The following is a 21,406-nucleotide window of genomic DNA, read 5'->3' on the forward strand; positions in this document are numbered from 1 at the left end:
CTTATCGATGCGAACAGGCCGGAACGCCTGTTGATTTTTTATGATATTTTGCTCCAGGCGGTTTTGCCTTGCAGGGATTGCAGATAGTTTTTGAGGCGCAAATTTTCAGGTGAACTGAGGTCGGGGTCTGTATCGATGATCCGGCCAGCCATTTCCTTTGCCAGTTCGAGCCATTCTCTGTCTTGCAGAATATTTGCGAGCTTGAAATTAAGCATTCCACTCTGCCTGGTTCCTTCGATATCTCCGGGGCCTCTCAACTCCAGGTCTTTTTCTGCAATCTTGAATCCGTCGGTGGTTGCAACCATTGTTTTTAACCTTTCGAGCGCATCATTGTTCAGTTTCGAGCCTGTTAATAAAATGCAAAAGCTCTTTTCTCCTCCGCGGCCTACACGACCTCTCAACTGATGCAGTTGCGATAACCCGAATTTCTCTGCGCTTTCTATCACCATTACACTTGCATTCGGAACGTCAACGCCCACTTCTATCACTGTGGTGGCAACCATGATTTGAGTATCATGTTCCTTAAAACGTTGCATATTGGTTTCGCGTATCTCGTTGGTCTGCCGGCCATGTACCATGCTGATCCAGAACTTCGGTTCCGGGAAATATGCTTTTACATTTTCATATCCTTTCATCAGGTTCTCATAGTCCATCTTTTCGGATTCTTCTATGAGTGGGAAGATGATGTATGCCTGTCGTCCTTTTTCGATTTCGGATCGTATAAATCCCATCACCTGACTGCGTGCCTGTTCATAACGATGTACGGTTTGAATGGGCTTTCGGTTGGGTGGCAGTTCGTCCATTACCGAATAATCGAGGTCGCCATAAGCAGTCATGGCAAGTGTGCGGGGGATAGGGGTGGCCGTCATTACCAGCATATGTGGCGGAATGGGGGCTTTGGCCCAGAGCTTGGCGCGCTGTGCCACTCCGAAGCGGTGCTGTTCATCAACGATGGCCAGACCGAGGTTATGGAAGACCACAGGATCTTCCACCAAGGCATGTGTACCCACCAGCAAATGAATGGCTCCTGCTTCCAGTTCTTCCAGTATTTTTTTTCTTTCTGCTTTTTTGGTAGAGCCTGTGAGGATCTTCACATTCACAGGAAGATCGCGCAGCAGCTTTTCGATATTCGCAAAATGCTGACGCGCCAGAATTTCGGTAGGCGCCATCAGGCAGCTCTGATAGCCGTTGTCTGCTGCAATCAGCATCACCAGCAATGCCACGATGGTTTTGCCACTTCCTACATCACCCTGCAGCAGGCGGTTCATTTGTTTGCCGCTGCCTGTATCCTTTCTGATCTCTTTCACCACCCGCTTCTGTGCGCCGGTGAGTTGAAAGGGAAGATGTTTTTCGTAAAATGTATTGAACAATTCCCCTACCTGCGAAAACACTACGCCACGCGAATAACGATGTCGCTGCGACTTCACCAGTCCCATTCGCAGCTGCGCCACAAAGAACTCTTCGAATTTCAGTCGGTTCATGGCAGCCTGCCATGCTTCGGGGCCGGGTGGGAAATGAATATGCTGCAATGCCTGGAAACGCGGTACCAGTTTGGTTTCGCGAAGAATATCGTCTGGCAGGTTTTCGGGAAGATCTTTCTCTCTCAGCTGTGCCAGCAATGTTTGGGTGAGCTTACCGATCTGTCTCCCGCCGAGTGACCGGGCCTTGAGCTTTTCGGTGGTGGGATAAACAGGTTCGAGGTAGTTCTTGGTTTCTGTGCCGGTTTCCTGCAGGGATTCAATTTCAGGATGCGTCATCTGAGGCTGTCCCTGAAAGAAACTAACCTTTCCGTATACCCGAAATCCTGATCCGATCTGCAATGTTTTTTCCATCCAGGTTATTCCCTGGAACCAGATCAGCTCCATGATGCCTGAACTATCGCGGATCTCAGCTACGAGGCGTTTGGCTCTCTTTTCTCCGATGATGGATACGCTGGTGATCCTTCCTGCAATCTGAATGAAATCTGTGTTGGGCGTAATATCCCTGATCAGATTCACCTTGGTGCGGTCCACATGCCTGAAAGGGAAATATTCCAGCAGGTCTTTGAAGGTGAAGATGTTCAATTCCTTGCGGATCATCTCACCACGTTGGGGGCCTACACCTTTCAGGTATTCAATGGGACTGGATAATATGTTCGCTATTCCGGAAATGCTAAATAGTTTAGGGCAAAAATAAGGAGTGGGAAGGGAAAAGGACGCAAAGATCGACGGTAATAAATCTTTACTAGATTTGTGCCCGGTTTCAGACCCCCTAACCCAATCATATGCGTTTATTCCCAATAGCTTCCCTGTTGCTGATTGCAGCAGTTTCCTGTTCAAAGCCAGGCACTCCCGAAATGTCGGGTGATACCCTTTTTTCGCTGGATGCCAAAACAAAGACCTGGCTGCTTCCTGTAAAACTGAACGATACCTGGACGTTCTCCAGCGACAAAGGCAATACACGTGTGTATACTGTTCAGCATAAAACAAATTACAATACTCCCGACGTACAGAGCATGCCCGAAGGCGCAGCTAAAAGTTTTTACCGATCGGAGTATGAAACTATTTTGCTTGAAAGAACAGATGCAGGCCGTTCGTCTGCTTACACGGAAGCTATCGAAATGCTGTTTTTTGCAGCGCCTGCGCATCCCATGGATTCTTTCAATGTGATTGAACCAATCAGGAAGGGCTATCCCGGCCGTGGGTATATGAAAGTTACTTTCTTCGACTACAATGGCGGTGTGAACAGCAATATCCTTCCTGCTTACAATATGGAAAAACTGCCCGCATTCTCCACGTTCAATTCCGGTACAAGAAATTACACCAGCGTGCTGAAGTGTGCTTCCGGATACGATAAAGAAGTGGTATTGCCCGTTTCTTCAGGCGGAACCATCATTCAGCAAAAGCGTGCAGTGAACGAAGTTTGGTACGATAAGCAGTTCGGCATCGTTTACTTCGCAGATGTACATGGCGAAAAGTGGACACGCTCCAACTGATCTACTCTTTCACATATATTTCAATCCATGAATTGCTGCTCGGCTTGCGCGTAGCAGGGAATACATCTACCTGTTTGTAGTCTTTCAGCAGCGCCTCCCTGATCTTGAACGGATAGAAATTATTGGCGTAAGGAATGTATTCGTACAGCACCAGATCGTAATGTTTCTTGTGGATGCGATCTACAAACATCTCCGTTTGTTTTTCAAACATGCCTACTCCCTGATGGAACCAGAGCGGATAATGATCTCCTGTTTCGAGTGAGTAAGGGATCTCAGCTGCAAGCGGCGTCAGCTCAGACATATTGAGCACTTTGAGGGCTTTGTTGTTTTTCACCAGCGGCATTGCCATCAATCTTTCAATGCCATCTACCGTAGGACCCGGAACCAGGATCTTTTCAAACGATTTCAGTTTGGGGATACGCCATTCGCTGAGCGGAACATCGGTGGTATCGAGGCTAACGATATAAGTATTGCGGTTTACTGTATTCGCATAGGTAATGCCGTTATAAGTGGTAGTGGTGTACTGCTCGCCGCCTCCCTTGAATACGAATCTTTCAAAATACTTCCAGAACATATGGCTCCACCAGAGCAGCACTCCGGCTGTTCCGATGATGAGCGCTTTTCTTTGATTAAAATCAATTGGCAGCAGTGCCGCCAGCAAAGTGAATATGAAGATGAAGGCAAAACTGTGGAAGAAAATATTGTTGTCGGCAGGCACATAGCTGGTAACCTGAAAAATGGCCGCTTCTGCGAGAATGCCCAGTGTAAGCAATGAAAATATCATCTGTGGCCTGTTGCGCCAGTATTCTTTCCAGTTCTTAATAGTGGCCATCAGCAGCAGTGCAATGATGAAGAGGTAGAACTTCAGCCACATGCTGCCCGTCATGAACTCCTGTAAAATATCTCTGATCGAAACCCTCGATGTATGCGGCGGCTGGCCATGGTTGAACCAGTAACCGAAACCGTATTTGGTGAAAGGCAATATCATCAGCAGGGCCGTAATGATGGCCGAGCCTGCAAAAACCAGCAATGGCAACCATTTCTTACTGGTGAGTGCATTGTAAAAAAGCAGGGCGAAGCAGAGCAGAAACCCAAGTGCGCCGCCATCCTGTTTGGTGAAGAAAGAAAAGAACAGGAACATGCCTGCGGGTATCAGCCAGAGCTGTTGTTTGTTGCTCTGTGTGCCCATCAGATATTTCAGCAGAAAGGCTATGCCGATGAGTTCATACACAATCACAGTATGATTGTACCAGGGCCAGTAATTCAAGAACGAGTAGGAGAGGCTGAATAGCAGTACTCCGAGGAAACGCAGTCCTGGCTGAACTTTTAGGCTTTTGGCAATCGAGAGGAAAGCAAAGCCGCTCAGCAGATTGATGAATGCCTGCGCCTTCACCAGTGTAATCAGTTGTGCACCGAATATCTTAAAGAATGCAGCAGGAATTACCCAGTACATATATCCGAGTGGAATGCCGAAGTCTTTATAAGGCAGCTGTCCGATACTCATACGGTAGGCGCCTTCCCAGCTAAGGAAAATATTGATCCGGTAGGGGAATACGGCGAAGAGGGGGGCGATCGCAATTACAACGATCACCAGGATTTCGGCAATTGCCAGTAAACGTTTCATGTAAACAAATATACTGACCAGGCCGATAAACCGGAAATACAGGCTCTTACCATTTCGTAGTATTGCGCTATAACCCAAATGGTGCTATCTTGTGCCCCAGATATGGGTCGCGCATGTTAGCATATATCAAATTGTTACGTCCTAAAGACTGGGCGAAAAATCTCTTTCTCTTTGTGCCTTCATTTTTTGCAGGCAAACTGTTCGATCTGTACAAATTCGAATTGCTTCTTGGCGGCTTTGCAGCTTTCAGCTTTCTGGCCAGCAGCATCTACATCATCAACGATTACCGGGATATAGAGTCGGACCGCAAGCATCCGGAGAAGCGCAAACGCCCGCTGGCCGCGGGAACCGTGAATAAGATCACAGCGCTCATCATCGCCATTTCACTTTTTTTCGCGGGGATGCTCATCAGTTATCTGCTCGACAGCAGCGGGAAATTCCTCTTCGTTACATCTTTGTATTATGTGCTGAATCTCGGATACTCATTCGGACTGAAGAACGTCTCGATCGTAGATATTATCATCGTAGCCGCCGGATTTGTGCTCCGGGTGAAAGGCGGATCGGTGCTGAGCGAGGTAGATCTCTCGCAGTGGCTCACCATCATGACCTTCCTCCTGGCCCTCTTTATGGCCATCGCCAAACGACGGGACGATGTGGTGCTCAAAAGCAGCACCGGCGAAGAAATGCGTAAATCGATGAAAGGTTACAGCCTGGAGTTCCTCAACATGATGCTGGGACTCTTCTGCGCCATCCTCATTGTTACCTATATCAACTACACTGTTTCCTCAGGCGTATTGTACCGTCAGTTCGGGCATCGCCTTTATTATACCTCCCTTTTTGTGATTGCGGGAATTATGCGATATTTGCAGATCACCTTCATTCAGAATAAAGCTGGTTCGCCTACCGAAATCCTGTACAAAGACCGATTTATCCAGATTACTCTTCTCTTATGGATCGCCAGCTTCTATTTCATTTTGTACATGAAAGACGTTACTATTTTTGACAAATAAAAGATCCTGGCAGGATTGGTTATGAAAAAAAAGATCGCCAACTGGGGTAATTATCCCGTGATGGAAAGCGATGAGCAACTCTTTTCCTTCGACGATCAGTTGCAGGAGATGATCCGCAACAGCGAAGGATTCATTCCCCGCGGGAACGGACGTTGCTATGGAGATGCCTCGCTGGCGGAGCAAACCATCAATACACTTCGTTACGATAAAATACTGGGCTTCGATGCTGAGCACGGCATCTTTGAGTGCCAGAGCGGACTTACGCTCGATCGGGTGCTCGATGTGATTGTGCCCAAAGGATGGTTCCTGCCCGTAACTCCCGGCACTAAATTCATCACCATCGGTGGGGCTGTGGGCAGTGATGTACATGGAAAGAATCACCACGTAGACGGCACCTTCGGTCAGCATATCATCGACATGGACATTATTCTTGGCGATGGCTCATTGGTTACCTGCTCTCCCGAAAAATACCCTGATCTGTTCGAAGCCACCTGCGGTGGAATGGGACTAACAGGAATGATTACACGAGTTAAGTTCAAACTGAAACGCATCCCATCTTCCTACATCAGGCAAAAACAGGTAAAGGCTGCCAATCTCGAAGAGCTGATCCGTTTGTTTGAAGAATACAAGCATTACACGTACTCCATGGCATGGATCGATTGTCTGCAAAAGGGCGACAGTTTCGGCCGTGGCATTCTCACCATCGGCGAATTCGCCAGACCCGAAGAATTGAACGAGCAGCAGCGGAAAGCCCCGCTGGCACTGCCCCGCAAGAAATCGATCACCATTCCTTTCAACTTCCCTTCCTGGAGTTTGAATACGCTCACGGTGAAAGCGTTCAACTTTCTCTACTACGCCAAGAACACTAAGAAAGAGATCAACAATATCGTAACCTACGAACCTTTTTTCTATCCGCTGGATGCACTGCTCCACTGGAACCGATGCTATGGGAAGAAAGGTTTTGTGCAATATCAGTTTGTACTTCCGCTCGAAGCGAAAGAAGGTCTCATTGATATTCTCCGCAGGATCGGTGCAAAAGGAATGGGCTCCTTTCTGGTGGTGCTGAAGGTTTTCGGAAAGCAGGACAGCCTGATTTCTTTTCCATTCGAAGGCTTTACGCTCGCCCTTGATTTTCCTGTGCGCAAAGGGCTCTTCGAATTCCTCGATGAGCTGGACGAAGTGGTGCTGAAATACGGCGGCCGCCTGTACATGAGCAAAGATGCGCGGATGAATACCGCTATGCTCGAAGCCGGATATCCGAGGCTCGATGAATTCAAAGCCATCGTGCAGAAATACAATCCCGATTCAAAACTTAGATCGCTGCAGTCGGACAGGCTGCAACTCACTAATCAGATCACAAAGAGAAATTAACCATAATGCCTACTGTACTGATCCTTGGCGCAACGTCCGACATAGCCATTGCCATCGCAAAAAAATATGCCGGCAAAGGATATGATCTGCAACTCGCATCGCGTAATGTGGAGCGCCTGAAACCTCTTCAATCCGACCTGAGCATTCGTTACAACAGGGAATGCAGCCTGCACGAATTCGATGCTGCCAACTTTGCATCGCACGAAAGTTTCTTTCATGCGCTGCCACAGAAACCGGAGATCGCTGTATGCGTGTTCGGATATCTGGGTGATAATGAAACTGCGCGCGCTAACTGGAGCGAAGCTGAAAAGATCATCACCACCAACTACACAGGAGCAGTATCGATTCTGAATGTGATCAGCAATTATTTTGCTGCGCAGAAAAAGGGGGCGATTGCCGGCATCAGCTCCGTAGCAGGGGAGAGAGGAAGGCAAAGCAATTACCACTACGGCAGTGCCAAAGCGGGTTTCACCGCATATCTTTCGGGATTACGAAACCGTATGTTCCATGAAAACGTACATATCGTTAGTGTACAACCCGGATTTGTGTACACACGCATGACCGACAACATGAAACTGCCACCCCTGCTGACTGCAACGCCTGATGCTGTAGCCAATACCGTATTCAATGCAGTGGCAAAGAAGAAGAATGTGGTATATGTGAAATGGTTCTGGAGATGGATCATGCTGATCATCAAATCGATTCCGGAATTCATGTTCAAAAAACTAAAACTGTGAGCCGACGGATTGCCTTTCTTGATTTTGATGGAACGATCACCTCGAAAGATACCATGCTCGAAATGCTGCGGTATACTTTTGGTCCCTGGAAATTTATGCTGGGGTTTCTGCTGAACAGTCCTTTTATTGTTGCATACAAGCTGGGCATCATCAGCAACCACGATGCAAAGCAACGCGTGCTGCGTTTCTTCTTCGGAAAATTTCCTGTAGAAAAATTCAATGCATTTTGTCTCGATTATGCTGTGCGTGCCATGCCACTGGTAGTGCGCGGAAAAGCGCTGCATGAGATTGGATTATTGAAAGGGCAAGGGGCTGAAATTGTGGTGGTGTCTGCATCTCCGGAGAACTGGCTTCGCCCCTGGTGCGACGAAATGGAAGTGCAGTTGCTGGCTACACGTCTGGAAGTAAAGGATGGGCGCATCACCGGAAATATTGCCGGACAAAACTGTTACGGCGAGGAAAAAGTACGTCGTATTCGTGAAGCATATGATCTATCACAATACCAGCAGATCTGGTGTTATGGAGATACATCAGGCGACAAGCCCATGCTTGAGCTTGCCACCTTTTGTTTCTACAAACCATTCAGATAAGTTTCACTTCTTCACTATCTTTTTTACTTCGCGCCAGCCGCTGTTGTTGCTGATGGCTACAAAGTAGATGCCTGTGTTGAGCGATCGGGTGTCTACGCTGGCTGAAAGCTGGTCCTGCTGCTTGTTCCAGAGCGTTTCACTGATCAGTTGTCCTTCGGTGTTCTGAATACGGATGGATATCTTCCCTCTCTCCTGATTGCTCACTTTCACCCATAATGTTTGTTGCACTGGGTTGGGATAGAATTCCAATCCGGTCTTTGCTGCTGTTCTGTGAATGGAGATGATGGATGAATAGATATTTTTTCCGCTCGAAATGATTTTGAGCCGGTAATAGTTCTGCCCCTGCGAGTGCATCCAGCTATAGTTTTGCTGCTGGCTTTTTCCTGCACTGCCTGCGCTGTAAACGGGAGCCCACTGCTGACCGTTTTCACTGGCCTCGATTTCGAATTGCTCGTCGCCGCCTTCGTCGAGTGTTGTCCAGCTGAGCTGTGTGCTCCATCCAGACGGCGTTGCAGAGAACGATTTCAGTTTTACCGGTAACACCACGGAGAGCGATTTGATCACTACCGTGTCTTTGGTTGTGGCGCCGAGATTATCGGTTGCCTGCAATTCAAATTTGTAATCGCCGATGAGCAGATTGGAAACTTTAGGTACTGCTGTTGAACTGCCATCGAGTTTGTACACTGCCGGGCCTTCGATTTTGGTCCACTGATAACTCACTACAGTTCCGTCGGGATCATAAGATTTGCCTCCGTTGAGATCTGCTTCGGGAATGAGCACTGTCTGATCGGGACCTGCTTCCGTTACAGGTGGAATATTAGGTGTGGTACCACTTACCACTGTTATGTTCACTACATCGAGCGACCAGTCTGCGCGATCATCCACTGCCTTCAATTCAAACTGATACACACCTGCGGTGGTGAGTCCGGTTACTTTCGTATTGCCATCCTCTGAAACTGCAGTGGTGATGCTGCCTGCGGCTGGTCCGGATACCTTTCTCCAGATGAACCGAACCAGTTTGCCATCCGCATCTTTGGAGTGAACGGCGCTGAGGTTTACGGTTGCTTTTGAAGTGGCTATCGTTACATCCGGACCAGCATCCGCTATAGGTCGCTGATTGATGGGAAGGCTTTTGTTTTGGCCGAGAAACCATTCGTACACATTGGGGTTTTGCCAGTTGTGATCGGTGTCGTACACGCGGCCCCAGATGCCATGCCCACCGGTTGGCCAGATGGTCATGTAAGGATCTACTTTGGGATTGCAGTTGGTTCTGATATTGGTGATGGTTCCTTTGGTGCAGCTTACAGGTGCAGCGCTGTTATCGTCTTCTGCATGGAAGCTCCACATGGGCAGGTCTGCTTTGGCGATATTGCACCAGTCGGTGCTCTGGCAGGCGCCGCAGCTGGTGGCGATGGCTGCAAATTGTTTGGCGTTGTCGAGTGAGGTTCCGCAGTAGCTCCATGTTCCGCCACCGCCCATGCTCAGGCCGGTGAGAAAGATGCGGTTCTCATCGATGCGATAATTGGTCTTCGCATATTTGATCATTTCATCTACATAGAAGTTCTGCCAGAAACTGTATTTGTCTTTGTTGAGTTGTGGTATCATCACAAAGAACGTTTCCCATTTGCCATTCCAGAAGAAGCGCATTTTATGTCCTTCATTGATGTTTCTTGGCAAACCGTTGAAGAGTACACCGGGAAGATCGGTAGTGCCATTTCCTCTTTCGCCATAGCCATGCAGAAAAACAATCAATGGATATTTTTCTGTTCCTGCGACATCGTAATCGAGGGGTTTGAATTCATAAAATCCGATGAAGTCTTTGTTGGCGGCGATGAGACTTTTGGGAGTGAGCTGGGCATGCGCATGCGTGCACACCAATACGCACAGAATGAGTAATAGATTTTTCATGAGGTCGGATTAAAGAGTTAAAAGGATACGGGTAATATATACCCGCAATCGTTGTGCCGAAGGCGCTGAAACCGGCTCCCATTGCAGAAAGCAGCTCAAAATCGAGTGTTTCCGCTTTGCCGTTTTACAGTGTTTCTACGAGGATGTACTGCAACGGGAATTCGTAAATCTGGCATGTAAAAGTTGCAGCCTGTCAGTCTGTTTCTTTAATGCCGTTTTAACTCTTTGGTTAACAGCCGCTCTCAAATGCAGTATTTTTTTAAGTTGGTTTTAATATGTGTTAGGGTACTGTTAAGCTCATAACATGCCGGTTAAACAGGCACTCACTTTGCGCAGTCTAAGGGAGGACTAAAAAAAACAGGATTATGAAAAATGTCATCTTAACCATTGGTGTTGCAGCAGCATCTGTGCTGGTGCTGGCAGGATGCACCAAAGACCCGCTAAAGAACATGACCGAAGAAGAAAGCAGAATCTATATTACCAATCGCGACAGCACCGCGAACTTTTCTTCCTACGCCACATTCAGTGTGTCGGACTCTGTAGCAGTTATCAATAACAATAAACTGGAAAAGAAATCACTTACCGATGCGGACGCTGCATTTATCAATGCAACGAAAGCAAATCTGCAATCGCGCGGATATACATTGGTAACAAAAGATCAGCATCCTGATCTCGGTATCAATATCAGCAGAGTGTACAATACTTACACTGGTATTGTAAGTTATCCTGATTACTGGGGTGGTTATCCCGGCATCTGGGATCCATGGTATTGGGGTTATCCCGGTTACGGTTATGGATGGGGCGGATTCTATGGAGTGTACTCCATTAAAGAAGGTGCGCTTTCCATCGATGCGCTGGATCTGAAGAATGCCGCAGCGGATAAAAAGATCAAAGGCATCTGGAATGGTCTCATACGTGGTTCCGGAATTTTCCGTCCAGGTGCAGGCGAGAGCCAGATCAAAGCTTTGTTTGATCAGTCGCCCTACTTCAAAAAGTAAGCAGATCAACGCAATTGATTACCGAACAGAAAAAAACGAATTATGAAAAAGATCAGCATTATTGCTTCGATGATAGCCGGTGCGCTGCTTGTGGCCCTGATTCCCAATCAAAGCCAGGCACAGCAAGGCGTTACCAAACTGAATATTGGATACAATATCGCTTCCCCGCTGGGCTCTTTTAAAGATGATGTTAGCAAAACATCTTTCCGCGGCTGGACAGCCAATGTATTATATGGAGTAACCGATAAGATCTCAATCGGATTAGGAACCGGTTACCAGGATTTCTATGAAAAACATCCACGCGCAAATTATAAACTGGTAGAAGGTGGAGACATCTCTGCTGTAGTGAGCAATTCCATTCAGGTGGTTCCGATACTGGCAACGGGTCAGTACAACTTCCTCCCAAATGCAGCAGTACAGCCATATGCAGGCGTTGGAGTAGGTGGTAACCTGGTGTTCTATCGTCAGTTTCTCGGAGAGTTCTCCAACACAAAAACAAAATTCGGATTTGCTCTGAGACCCGAAGCTGGTGTGTTCATTCCTTTTGGAAAGAATAACCTCACAGGTATTACGCTCAATGCAAACTACAATTACATGCCATTCAATTATAATGGAGTGAAACAATTAAGTAACTGGGGTGGTGGTATTGGTGTGAAGTTTCCTTTGGAGTGATTTGGTTAAGATGAGTTTGGTTCACCCCTTACATTGGCCCTCGTCCGGTTTTCGGATGGGGGCTTTTTTATTGAATTAATTTAATTGAGGATCGATGGGGTAATTGGCCATCAGCTCATAATCGCCGCCCAGTTCTTTCAGGGCATCTTTCCAGATCTCATCGATCTTGCGATGGAATACCAGCTTACGCGTAGCGTGTGCAGTGAGCCAGCTTTTTTCTTTCAGCTCATCATTGAGCTGTCCGTTGCCCCAGCCTGAATAACCAATATAGAAGCGGATCTTGTTGAGATCTACGGATCCTTCCCTGATCAGTGCAATGGCGGTTTCGAAATCGCCGCCCCAGTAAATGCCTTCCATTACTTCGAAGCTGCCGGGAATGAGATCGGGATACTGATGAAGGAAGTGGATGGTATCCGTTTGAACGGGACCTCCGTAATACACGGGGAGTTTCAGTTCTTCCAGGTCATTCATCAGTTCATCAAGTGTATGGTTGAACGTTTTATTGATCACGAAACCAAAACTTCCTTCTTCCTGATGATCACACAGAAATACCACCGTTCTCATGAAATTGGGGTCCTTGAGAAACGGCTCTGCTATCAACAACGTACCTGGACCTGGAGCTATCATATTTCTAAATTAAGACTTATATATTATTGACAAAATGATTGTTTAAAAAAAGGAAGGTTGGTCAAATCTTCCTAAGTTAGCGTTGGACATTGATAAAACTTAGTTAAAAGGATTATGGCATAAATTGCTGTGCCAAGCTGTTCATCACCCATTCATTAAATTTGCCGTTTGAAATTACCTGCTGAGGAAAACTGAACCATCGCCCCAATCGGGGATTGCTGCCGGAGTACCGCGGGTAATGATAAGGAATACAAAAACATATCATTTGCAACTGAGGAAAATATTTCCTGTAATTATTGTGCTGATCAGTCTTTCACTGATCGGTACAATCTATGTACAGTACAACTGGCTGCTCACCATGGAAGCAGAGAAACAGCATGAGTTCAAATCGAAACTCGTGCGATCCATGGATGAAGTAGGCAAGTCGTTGCTGGAGCAAAAAGGCACTTTGCCTACGCTCAAAAGTTTCCGCAACAAACCCGGACTCAGCTGGCCTTCAGAGCAGTTCCGTCTCGAACTGATGAAGCCGCCTACCATAGCGCAGAAATTCACGGAATTTGAAGTGCAGGAAAAACTGCAGAAATCGTTCGATAGTCAGGAAGGCCTCAAAGGCATCAAGTTCGAGTTTGCCATAACGGCCAATGTAAACCTGATGCATTACGAACTTCGTTCGCCCAATTTCCTCAACCTCTGGCAGGATACGGTGAACAACCTGCAACTGGTGTACTACTTCCAGCCGGAAAGTGGCAGTGATCTCGAAAACCTGGTGCCCGAAGAAGTGATGATGGTAGTGGTTCCCAACGTAAAGAAACTCGTATTGAAACAGATGCGCTGGATGATCATCGGCGCCATCTTCTTCACCATAGTGATCATTCTTGCATTCTATGTAACCGTGTCTGCACTGATGCGTCAGAAGAAAATGAGTGAGATCAAAAACGATTTCATCAATAACATGACGCATGAGTTCAAAACGCCGCTAGCCACCATATCGCTGGCAGTGGATGCACTGCGGAACGATAAAGTATTGGCAGACCGGCAGAAGATGGATTACTTCAGCGGCATCATCAAGGAAGAGAACAAAAGGATGAACAAACACGTGGAGACCATTCTGCAGGCTGCTGTGATGGATCGTCAGGAATTGCAGCTCGCCAAGCGTCCTGTTCATGTACACGAAATGCTGAACGAAATGATCGGCAATTACACCTTGCAATTGCAGGAAAAGCAGGGCAGTGCTGAGCTTCAGCTCAATGCGCGCCGCGACTTCGTAGAAGCGGATCCTGTGCATTTTCGCAACCTCTTCTCCAATCTGATCGACAACGCGGTAAAATATTCAAACGATAATCTCGCTATCAAGATCACTACGCACAGCACCAATAAGAATCTTGTGGTGCGGATCGAGGATAATGGCATTGGTATGAGCAAAGAAACTGTTCGCAGGATCTTTGAGAAATTCTATCGCGCGCATACCGGCAATATCCATAATGTAAAGGGTTTCGGACTTGGACTGAGTTACGTGAAAACCATTGTGGATGCGCACCATGGCAAGATCAAAGTGGATAGTACGCTTGGTAAGGGTTCCATCTTTACACTGGAGTTTCCTTTGCTGAAAGAATCTGCTGAAGAGCTGGCATAAACAGATTTCATCTGAATAAAAATCGCCCGGAGAATGAATCTTCGGGCGATTTGCTTTTTAGGAATTCGATCTGTTTCTGAACAGATCAAAGCACTTTATGATGCGATGGCGCACCCGTTGCTCCCGGAATCGGAGGAGGGATCCTGAACAGCAGACATCCATCTCCATAACTCAGAAACCTGAATTCTTTTTCCAGCGCATACTTGTAGATCTTCTTCCACTCTGCGCCGGCAAATGCTGCAACCAGCAACAGCAAAGTGGATTGCGGCTGGTGAAAATTGGTAACCAGTGCATGTGGAATTCTGATCTTATAGCCCGGTGCAATCAGCAGTTGGGTACGCGTGAGCAGACGGGGAATATGTTTGTTTTCGAGATACTGCAAAAGCGCTACCAGCGCAGCTTTGGCAGGAATGGTAGATTCCATTTCGTATGCATCCCATTGTTTTACCACCAGCTGATCAACGGATATATCGGGTTCGTTGATCACTTTCAGTCCTAGCCAGTAGAGCGATTCGATGGTTCGTAAAGAAGTGGTGCCTACGGCAGTGATATGATCGTCGATATGTTTGATCAGATTTCGGATACTCTCCACCGTTACTTCGATGAATTCGATATGCATCGGATGTTCTTCGAGTGTGTCGGCTTTTACCGGCTGGAAAGTACCGGCGCCTACATGGAGCGTAACAAAGCTGCGTTGAATATTTTTTACGTCGAGTTTGCGAAAGAGCCTGTCGGTGAAGTGGAGTCCGGCAGTGGGTGCCGCTACGGAACCTTCATGTGCGGCATAGATGGTCTGGTACCGGTCGAGGTCGCTGAATTCCGCTCTGCGCTTGATATACGGCGGAAGCGGCATTTCGCCGGCGAGATGCAACACTTCTGCAAAAGTGAGGCTGCTCGCATTCCAGCTCAGTTCGATGATGAAGCTTCCCTGAATTTTATCTGCGATGCGTGCATGCAGTAAAAGTTCTCCCTGATGATAGGGGATTTTCTTTTCGAGCACGGTACCGGGCTTCCATTTGGAGGCGCCGCCTACGAGGCACATCCAGGTAACGGCTCCTTTGGAAGCCATCGCGGTGGTGATGTCCGGATAGTGGGAATGTGGCTCAAGGCAGAAAATTTCGATCATGCCTCCGGTATGCTTCTGAAACAGCAATCTTGCCGCAACTACGCGGGTATTGTTGAAAACGAGCAGGGAGTCGTTGGGAAGGTATTGATCGAGGTTGCGGTAAAAATCTTCGCGGATATTGGCATTCTTCCAGATCAGCAGGCGCGAGGCGTCCCGGTCCGGAAGCGGATATCTGGCGATCAGTTCATCTGGTAATTCATAGGTGAAATCCTTGATGGATAGGTGTTTTGGATGCATGAGCCTCAAGTAAGTTTCGTCAGAAAATCGATCAAAGTTAAAGCATTGGAGAAAGGAAAATGTAGAGAGATACTGAGAGGCGGTTTGACATTTTTTCCCACCAAAACCAAAAAAAGGGTCGGAATTCCCACCAAACCCGATTTTGAAATTTTCAGAAGAGCATGTTTCGGAAGGATGAAATTCTGTGCATAAACCACTTTTCCCATACTCATTGATTTTGAAGCAGGAAAGCCGCATGTGCACAGGATACGCACAGGTTTCGACAGTAAATCCACATGAAATTCACATTAGGCGTGCAGGTTTTGCACATAAAGGCTTGAAAGTAGCGCTGGGAGCGGGTTTGAAATATGCAAGCCTGTGGAAAAATTAAATTTTCCAAATCTCTCACCGTTCGTGGGAAAAAGTGTTATTTTGTGTTTATAAATGGGATACAGGTAATTTTCCTTTGTAAATGATTGAATTTCTGGGTGAATATGAAGCTACGCTGGACGCCAAAGGGCGTTTTCTCCTTCCGGCTGCCCTAAAAAAGCAGATCCCGGAAGAAGCAGGTACCCAGTTTGTGATCAACAGAGGCTTCGAACCTTGCCTCGTTCTGTATCCCACACTTAGCTGGAAGCCGATATTTTCCAGATTAAGCAAATTGAATGATTTCGACCCTAAGGTACGCGAATTCAGGAGAAAGTTCCTGAACGGCGCAACCAATATCGAGTTGGATTCCGCGGGTCGCTTACTTGTTCCACCCAATCTGAAAGAACATGCTGGATTGGATAAAGACATTGTGGTGGTTTCAGCCGTTAACAAAATAGAGATCTGGGATAAAGTAAAGTACCAACAGTTCTTTGAATCTTCTTCATCTGACAATTTTAGTCAACTGGCACATCAGGTGATGGCAGGCGCCGACAGTGCCTCATCGGACCTGGATGTATGATAAACGAATCTGAACATAGTGAATATCACGTGCCCGTTTTGCTGCAGGAAGTACTGCAGGGATTGAACATCAATCCCAATGGAACTTACGTTGATTGCACTTTCGGCGGCGGAGGACACTCCCGCGAAATTCTTCGTCAGCTCGGCGACAATGGCAAACTCATCGCATTCGATCAGGATGCAGATGCACGCCAGAATCTCCCAGACGATCCGAGAGTAACTTTCGTTCCGCATAACTTCCGCCACTTGCAACGTTTCCTCCGGTTGCATAACGCCATCCCCATTGACGGTATCCTTGCCGACCTCGGCGTAAGCAGTCACCAGTTCGATGAAGCAGAACGTGGATTTTCTACCCGGTTCGACGGCGATCTCGATATGAGAATGGACAAACGACAGGCACTCACCGCCTTCGACGTTGTGAACACTTACTCCGAACAACAACTGCACAAACTGTTTGAGCAGTATGGCGAAGTAACCAATTCCAAAACACTCGCGAGAACCATCATCGAAAAGAGAGGCACTCAAAGCATGCGAACCATCGCAAACTTCAAGCAGGCCCTTCACTCCGTGGTAAAAGGAAATCCCAATAAATACTTTGCCCAGGTTTTCCAGGCGTTGCGCATTGAAGTGAATGATGAATTGGGAGCGTTGAAAGATATGCTGCAACAAATTCCTTCTCTACTGAAACCAGGTGGCCGTGCTGCTATCATCACGTTCCACTCTCTGGAAGACAGGATTGTCAAGAATTTTTTCCGCAAAGGCAGTTTTGAAGATACCGATCTCACCGATCCATTCGGCAATCAACCCGCTGAACAGGTGTTTAAGATCATTACCAAAAAACCGGTAACCGCTTCAGATGCCGAACTAAAAAGAAACCCCCGCTCCCGCAGCGCCAAGCTGAGGGTAGCTGAGAAATTTATATGAGTGAAGAAAAAGCAATAAAGGAAGCGAAGCCGTTATCGAAAGATGCACGCGAGGAAAAAGAAGCCCGCGAAGCAAGAAGAGAGTGGAGGCGGATCTTCAGCTACCGCTGGATCACCAGAAATATTCCTTTCTTCCTTTTTCTCGCAGGTCTCGCAGTGGTGTACATCTATAATGGACACTATGCAGACAAAACCATTCGCAGCATCAATAAAGTAAGCAAAGAGCTGAAAGAATTGCACTACGAATACAAAACGCTGAAAAGCGAAGTGATGTACCGAAGCAAACAAAGCGAACTCGCTAAAGCTGTTGATACATTCGGATTGAAAGAACTCACCGTTCCGCCAATTGTGCTGAGAGATTCAATTTACAAAGCAGACTCAGTTAAAAAACGATAAAGAGGAAAAGCAACGTGGAAGTAAAACGCGACATATTATGGAGGGTATACCTCGCATTTATTCTGGTAGTGGTGTTCAGCATCGCTATTCTCGGTCGCGCTTTCTACATTCAGCAATTCCAGGGCGCACACTGGATCGCTGAAGCCAATCAGCAAATGGAGAAATACATCGAAACGGATGCGGAACGCGGCACCATCTACTCAGAAGATGGATCGATGCTCAGCACTTCCATCCCTTACTTCGATATCTACATCGACTTTGCGGCAGAAGGACTGAGAGCAAAAAACGGACAAAGATTTAAAGACAATATCGATTCGCTGGCCATCGGGCTGGCTGATTTGTTTCAGGATATGAGCAGTCAGGAATACAAAACCCTTCTGCAAAACGGTTATCGCAAGAAGAACAGATACTATCTCCTGAAAAAGAATATCAACTTCCAGCAGTACAAAACCCTCCGCACACTTCCGCTGGTAAAACAGGGAAAAGACAAGAGTGGTTTCATCGCAGAAGTGAAAGATAAAAGACTCAATCCCTTCGGGCTCCTCGCCAACCGTACCATCGGCCTCAGCCGCGAGTACATCGACAGCGACGGAAAAATGAAGAACACCAACGTAGGTCTCGAACTCACCTACGATTCGCTGCTCAAGGGAGAGACCGGAAAGAAGCTGATGCGCAAAGTAGCAGCAGGAGTATACGTTCCGGTGGAAGGAACCGAGATCGAAGCCCAGAATGGAAAAGATGTGGTTACCACCATCGATGTAAACATTCAGGACATTGCAGAGAACGCTCTTTTAAAAGTGCTGAGCGAAAATGAGTGCACCAACGGAACGGCACTGGTGATGGAAGTGAAAACCGGAAAGATCAAAGCGATCGCCAACCTCGGCCGCAGGCCAGACGGCTCTTACTTTGAAGATCTCAACTACGCGCTCCGCGCATCAGAGCCGGGATCTACTTTCAAACTCGCCACCATGCTGAGCCTGCTCGAAGACAAATACATTTCGCTAGATCAGCACGTGGATCTCGAAGGTGGTGTATGGCGTTACATGACGCGCACCGTGTACGATTCCGAAGAACATGGCCGCCACGATGTAACCGTGAAAGAAGCATTCGACCGCAGTTCCAACGTAGGCATGGCAAAACTGGTAACCACCTACTACAGCAAAAAACCAACGCAGTTCACTGATCATCTCAGAAGACTGCGTTTCGATAAACTCTCCGGCGTTTCACTCGTGGGAGAAACAAGGCCGATAGTGAAATCGCCCAAAGACCGCACCTGGAGCGGAACTACGCTGCCCTGGATGAGTTTCGGTTACGAAGTGCTGGTGAGCCCGCTGCAATCGCTGATGCTCTACAACGCTGTGGCGAATGATGGAAAAATGATGAAACCCTATCTCGTGAATTCCATTCAGGAAAACGGACAGGTGATAAAACAGTACGAACCCGAAGTGTTGGAAGAAGCCATCTGCAGCAAGGAAACACTGAAGAAATTACAATACTGCCTCCATTCGGTGTGCACCACACCCGGAGGTACAGGATACAAGCTCTTTTTAGGCGCACCGTACGAAGTGGCCGGCAAAACCGGAACCTCACAGGTGGCCAACGGAAGCAGAGGATATGTAGATCATATTTATCAATCGAGCTTCGCCGGTTATTTCCCCGCGAAGGATCCGCAATACAGTGTTATTGTGGTGGTGATCAACAAAGCCTTCGCTGCTAAATATTATGGAGCTGCCATTGCTGGTCCGGTGTTCAAAGAGATCTCAGACAAACTCTATGCACTGAACGCAGACAAAGACAACAGCAACGACAGCTACCGCGTAGCGCGCATGAGAAAAGACAGCAGCAATTATCTCTATGCCGGACAGGCAGACGATCTGCGCCTTATCATGGAAGCCATGCAATGGAAGTACAAAGATTCTGTGAAGAAAGATGAGTGGAGCAGAATGTACGCTGTGAACTATCAACCGGTACTGGACGGGCAACCGGTTTCCAAAAAAACAATGCCCGATGTGAGAGGAATGGGATTGAAAGATGCACTCTACCTGTTGGAGAATATGCAGTTGAAAGTAAATGTGCTCGGAAGAGGAAAAGTGAATTCGCAAAATATACTGCCCGGAACATCTATCGAAAAGGGACAGGCAGTAACGATAGCATTGAATTAATTATTATCAGATAACAGGCATGGCAATTCTGCAGGACATCTTGTACAAAGTGCGTATCCGTTCCGTTCACGGCGATACCCGTGTAGACGTGAAAGCGTTACAGCTCGACTCCCGCAAAGTGGGCGCGGGTGAGGCTTTCATCGCTCAAAAAGGTGTGGCTTCCGATGGACACGATTATATCAGCAAAGTAGTGGAGCAGGGCGCCATCGCCATCATCTGCGAAACAATGCCTGCGGAACTGAAAGAAGGTGTTACCTATGTTGAGGTTGAGAACAGTCATGCTGCTGCCGGATTGATCGCACACAATTTCTACGGTCAGCCTTCTGAAAAACTCAAACTGGTGGGCGTTACCGGTACCAACGGAAAAACAACCATCGCTACCTTATTGTATAAACTCTTCTCCGGCCTTGGGCATACCTGTGGTTTGCTCAGTACCGTGGAAAATCATATCGGCAACAAAGTGGTGCCTGCAACGCATACCACTCCCGATGCCATCAGCCTCAATGCTCTGCTGAAAGAAATGCTCGACGCCGGATGCACCCATGTGTTCATGGAAACCAGCTCGCACGCTATCCATCAGCATCGCATCAGCGGACTCCGCTATGCAGGTGGCATCTTCAGCAATATCACACACGATCATCTGGATTATCACAAAACATTCGATGAGTACATCCGCGTGAAGAAAGCTTTCTTCGACGGACTGCCCTCCGATGCATTTGCTGTTTCCAATGCAGATGATAAACGCGGTGCTGTGATGCTGCAGAACACAGCCGCACACAAATATTTCTACAGCCTGCGCACCCTCGCAGACTTCAAAGGAAAGATAATTGAGAATGCACTCACCGGACTGGTGATGACCATCAACGATCAGGAAGTGCATTTCCGTCTCATCGGTGAGTTCAATGCCTATAATCTGCTCGCAGTCTATGGCGCAGCCATTTGCCTGGGAGAAGATAAGCACGAAGTGCTGCGTGTATTGAGCAATATCACCGGAGCTGAAGGAAGGTTCGATTACATCATTTCAAAGAATGGCCAGGTGATCGGGATTGTGGATTATGCCCATACGCCCGATGCGCTGTTGAATGTGCTCGCCACCATCAAAAAATTGCGGAAAGGTCACGAACAGATCATCACCGTAGTTGGTTGCGGCGGCGATCGGGACAAAACTAAACGTCCGCAGATGGGTGAGATCGCCTGTGAGCACAGCGATAAAGCCATCTTCACTTCCGATAACCCGCGCAGTGAAGATCCGCTGGAGATCCTGAAAGATATGGAGGCAACACTGAACACCGCTGCAAAGCGCAAATTCATCTCCATCGCCGACAGAAAAGAAGCCATCAAAACCGCAGTGAGCCTCGCCAATCCTGAAGACATTGTGCTGATAGCAGGCAAAGGCCACGAAAAATACCAGGACATCAAAGGAGTGAAACATCCCTTCGACGATAAACAGGTATTGCAGGAAATGTTTGATTTGTTAGATAAGTAACCTTA

General features: G+C 47.5%; 18 protein-coding genes. 13 read left to right on the forward strand and 5 right to left on the reverse strand.

Going from position 1 to position 21,406, the window contains the following annotated elements; all coding sequences use genetic code 11:
* Nucleotides 1–38: 38 nt before the first annotated feature.
* On the reverse strand, nucleotides 39–2,204 hold the full coding sequence (gene recG, locus HHL16_RS07600; protein ID WP_346766834.1) for an ATP-dependent DNA helicase RecG: 2,166 nt from the start codon (nucleotides 2,202–2,204) through the stop codon (nucleotides 39–41).
* A 59-nt stretch (nucleotides 2,205–2,263) separates the two neighbouring features.
* On the opposite strand from recG, the gene HHL16_RS07605 reads away from it, so the two are divergent.
* The gene (locus HHL16_RS07605) at nucleotides 2,264–2,974 is read left to right on the forward strand and encodes a hypothetical protein (RefSeq protein WP_169424524.1); all 711 of its coding nucleotides are present in this window, start codon (nucleotides 2,264–2,266) and stop codon (nucleotides 2,972–2,974) included.
* Nucleotide 2,975: 1 nt separating this feature from the next.
* On the opposite strand, the gene HHL16_RS07610 is transcribed toward HHL16_RS07605, so the two are convergent.
* Nucleotides 2,976–4,598, reverse strand: coding sequence for a hypothetical protein (locus tag HHL16_RS07610; protein ID WP_169424525.1), 1,623 nt, complete (start codon nucleotides 4,596–4,598; stop codon nucleotides 2,976–2,978).
* Between the two features lie 113 nt (nucleotides 4,599–4,711).
* On the opposite strand from HHL16_RS07610, the gene HHL16_RS07615 reads away from it, so the two are divergent.
* Genes HHL16_RS07615 through HHL16_RS07630 form a run of 4 tightly spaced genes read left to right on the forward strand, consistent with a single transcriptional unit; the run spans nucleotide 4,712 to nucleotide 8,306 of the window.
* Entirely contained in the window at nucleotides 4,712–5,608 is an 897-nt protein-coding gene (locus tag HHL16_RS07615; protein ID WP_169424526.1) for a decaprenyl-phosphate phosphoribosyltransferase, read from the forward strand.
* Nucleotides 5,609–5,629: 21 nt separating this feature from the next.
* Entirely contained in the window at nucleotides 5,630–6,979 is a 1,350-nt protein-coding gene (locus HHL16_RS07620) for an FAD-binding oxidoreductase (RefSeq protein ID WP_169424527.1), read from the forward strand.
* Between the two features lie 5 nt (nucleotides 6,980–6,984).
* A complete protein-coding gene (locus HHL16_RS07625) occupies nucleotides 6,985–7,716 on the forward strand; it encodes an SDR family oxidoreductase (protein WP_169424528.1) in 732 nt (243 codons plus the stop codon).
* Nucleotides 7,713–8,306 carry an HAD-IB family hydrolase gene (locus tag HHL16_RS07630; protein WP_169424529.1) on the forward strand — a complete coding sequence of 198 codons (594 nt, stop codon included), beginning with the start codon at nucleotides 7,713–7,715 and terminating at the stop codon, nucleotides 8,304–8,306. Before HHL16_RS07625 ends, HHL16_RS07630 begins: the two co-directional genes overlap by 4 nt.
* 3 nt (nucleotides 8,307–8,309) lie before the next feature.
* Here the strand turns inward: HHL16_RS07630 and HHL16_RS07635 are convergent, their stop codons facing one another.
* On the reverse strand, nucleotides 8,310–10,214 hold the full coding sequence (locus tag HHL16_RS07635) for a T9SS type A sorting domain-containing protein (RefSeq protein ID WP_169424530.1): 1,905 nt from the start codon (nucleotides 10,212–10,214) through the stop codon (nucleotides 8,310–8,312).
* A gap of 365 nt (nucleotides 10,215–10,579) precedes the next feature.
* Between HHL16_RS07635 and HHL16_RS07640 the strand changes: the two genes are divergently transcribed.
* The gene (locus HHL16_RS07640; protein ID WP_169424531.1) at nucleotides 10,580–11,212 is read left to right on the forward strand and encodes a DUF4136 domain-containing protein; all 633 of its coding nucleotides are present in this window, start codon (nucleotides 10,580–10,582) and stop codon (nucleotides 11,210–11,212) included.
* A gap of 42 nt (nucleotides 11,213–11,254) precedes the next feature.
* Entirely contained in the window at nucleotides 11,255–11,884 is a 630-nt protein-coding gene (locus tag HHL16_RS07645) for an OmpW family outer membrane protein (protein WP_169424532.1), read from the forward strand.
* Nucleotides 11,885–11,959: 75 nt separating this feature from the next.
* Here the strand turns inward: HHL16_RS07645 and HHL16_RS07650 are convergent, their stop codons facing one another.
* A complete protein-coding gene (locus HHL16_RS07650) occupies nucleotides 11,960–12,511 on the reverse strand; it encodes a YqgE/AlgH family protein (RefSeq protein ID WP_169424533.1) in 552 nt (183 codons plus the stop codon).
* A gap of 265 nt (nucleotides 12,512–12,776) precedes the next feature.
* On the opposite strand from HHL16_RS07650, the gene HHL16_RS07655 reads away from it, so the two are divergent.
* A complete protein-coding gene (locus HHL16_RS07655) occupies nucleotides 12,777–14,144 on the forward strand; it encodes a HAMP domain-containing sensor histidine kinase (protein WP_240965921.1) in 1,368 nt (455 codons plus the stop codon).
* Nucleotides 14,145–14,229: 85 nt separating this feature from the next.
* On the opposite strand, the gene HHL16_RS07660 is transcribed toward HHL16_RS07655, so the two are convergent.
* Nucleotides 14,230–15,507 (reverse strand): S-adenosylmethionine:tRNA ribosyltransferase-isomerase, encoded by a 1,278-nt coding sequence (locus HHL16_RS07660; protein ID WP_169424535.1) that lies wholly within the window; start codon nucleotides 15,505–15,507, stop codon nucleotides 14,230–14,232.
* Nucleotides 15,508–15,958: 451 nt separating this feature from the next.
* On the opposite strand from HHL16_RS07660, the gene mraZ reads away from it, so the two are divergent.
* From mraZ to HHL16_RS07685, 5 genes are read left to right on the forward strand one after another with little or no spacing between them, the layout of a single operon-like run.
* The gene (gene mraZ, locus HHL16_RS07665) at nucleotides 15,959–16,435 is read left to right on the forward strand and encodes a division/cell wall cluster transcriptional repressor MraZ (RefSeq protein WP_169424536.1); all 477 of its coding nucleotides are present in this window, start codon (nucleotides 15,959–15,961) and stop codon (nucleotides 16,433–16,435) included.
* Nucleotides 16,432–17,358, forward strand: coding sequence for a 16S rRNA (cytosine(1402)-N(4))-methyltransferase RsmH (gene rsmH, locus HHL16_RS07670; protein WP_169424537.1), 927 nt, complete (start codon nucleotides 16,432–16,434; stop codon nucleotides 17,356–17,358). The genes mraZ and rsmH overlap by 4 nt, the downstream gene beginning before the upstream one ends.
* The gene (locus HHL16_RS07675) at nucleotides 17,355–17,753 is read left to right on the forward strand and encodes an FtsL-like putative cell division protein (protein WP_169424538.1); all 399 of its coding nucleotides are present in this window, start codon (nucleotides 17,355–17,357) and stop codon (nucleotides 17,751–17,753) included. The genes rsmH and HHL16_RS07675 overlap by 4 nt, the downstream gene beginning before the upstream one ends.
* A gap of 14 nt (nucleotides 17,754–17,767) precedes the next feature.
* Nucleotides 17,768–19,915 carry a penicillin-binding protein gene (locus tag HHL16_RS07680; RefSeq protein ID WP_169424539.1) on the forward strand — a complete coding sequence of 716 codons (2,148 nt, stop codon included), beginning with the start codon at nucleotides 17,768–17,770 and terminating at the stop codon, nucleotides 19,913–19,915.
* 19 nt (nucleotides 19,916–19,934) lie between these two features.
* Nucleotides 19,935–21,401 (forward strand): UDP-N-acetylmuramoyl-L-alanyl-D-glutamate--2,6-diaminopimelate ligase, encoded by a 1,467-nt coding sequence (locus HHL16_RS07685; RefSeq protein ID WP_169424540.1) that lies wholly within the window; start codon nucleotides 19,935–19,937, stop codon nucleotides 21,399–21,401.
* The last annotated feature ends 5 nt before the right edge of the window (nucleotides 21,402–21,406 follow it).

Origin of the sequence: Pseudoflavitalea sp. G-6-1-2 (assembly GCF_012927185.1) — a bacterium.
Lineage (GTDB): Bacteria > Bacteroidota > Bacteroidia > Chitinophagales > Chitinophagaceae > Pseudobacter.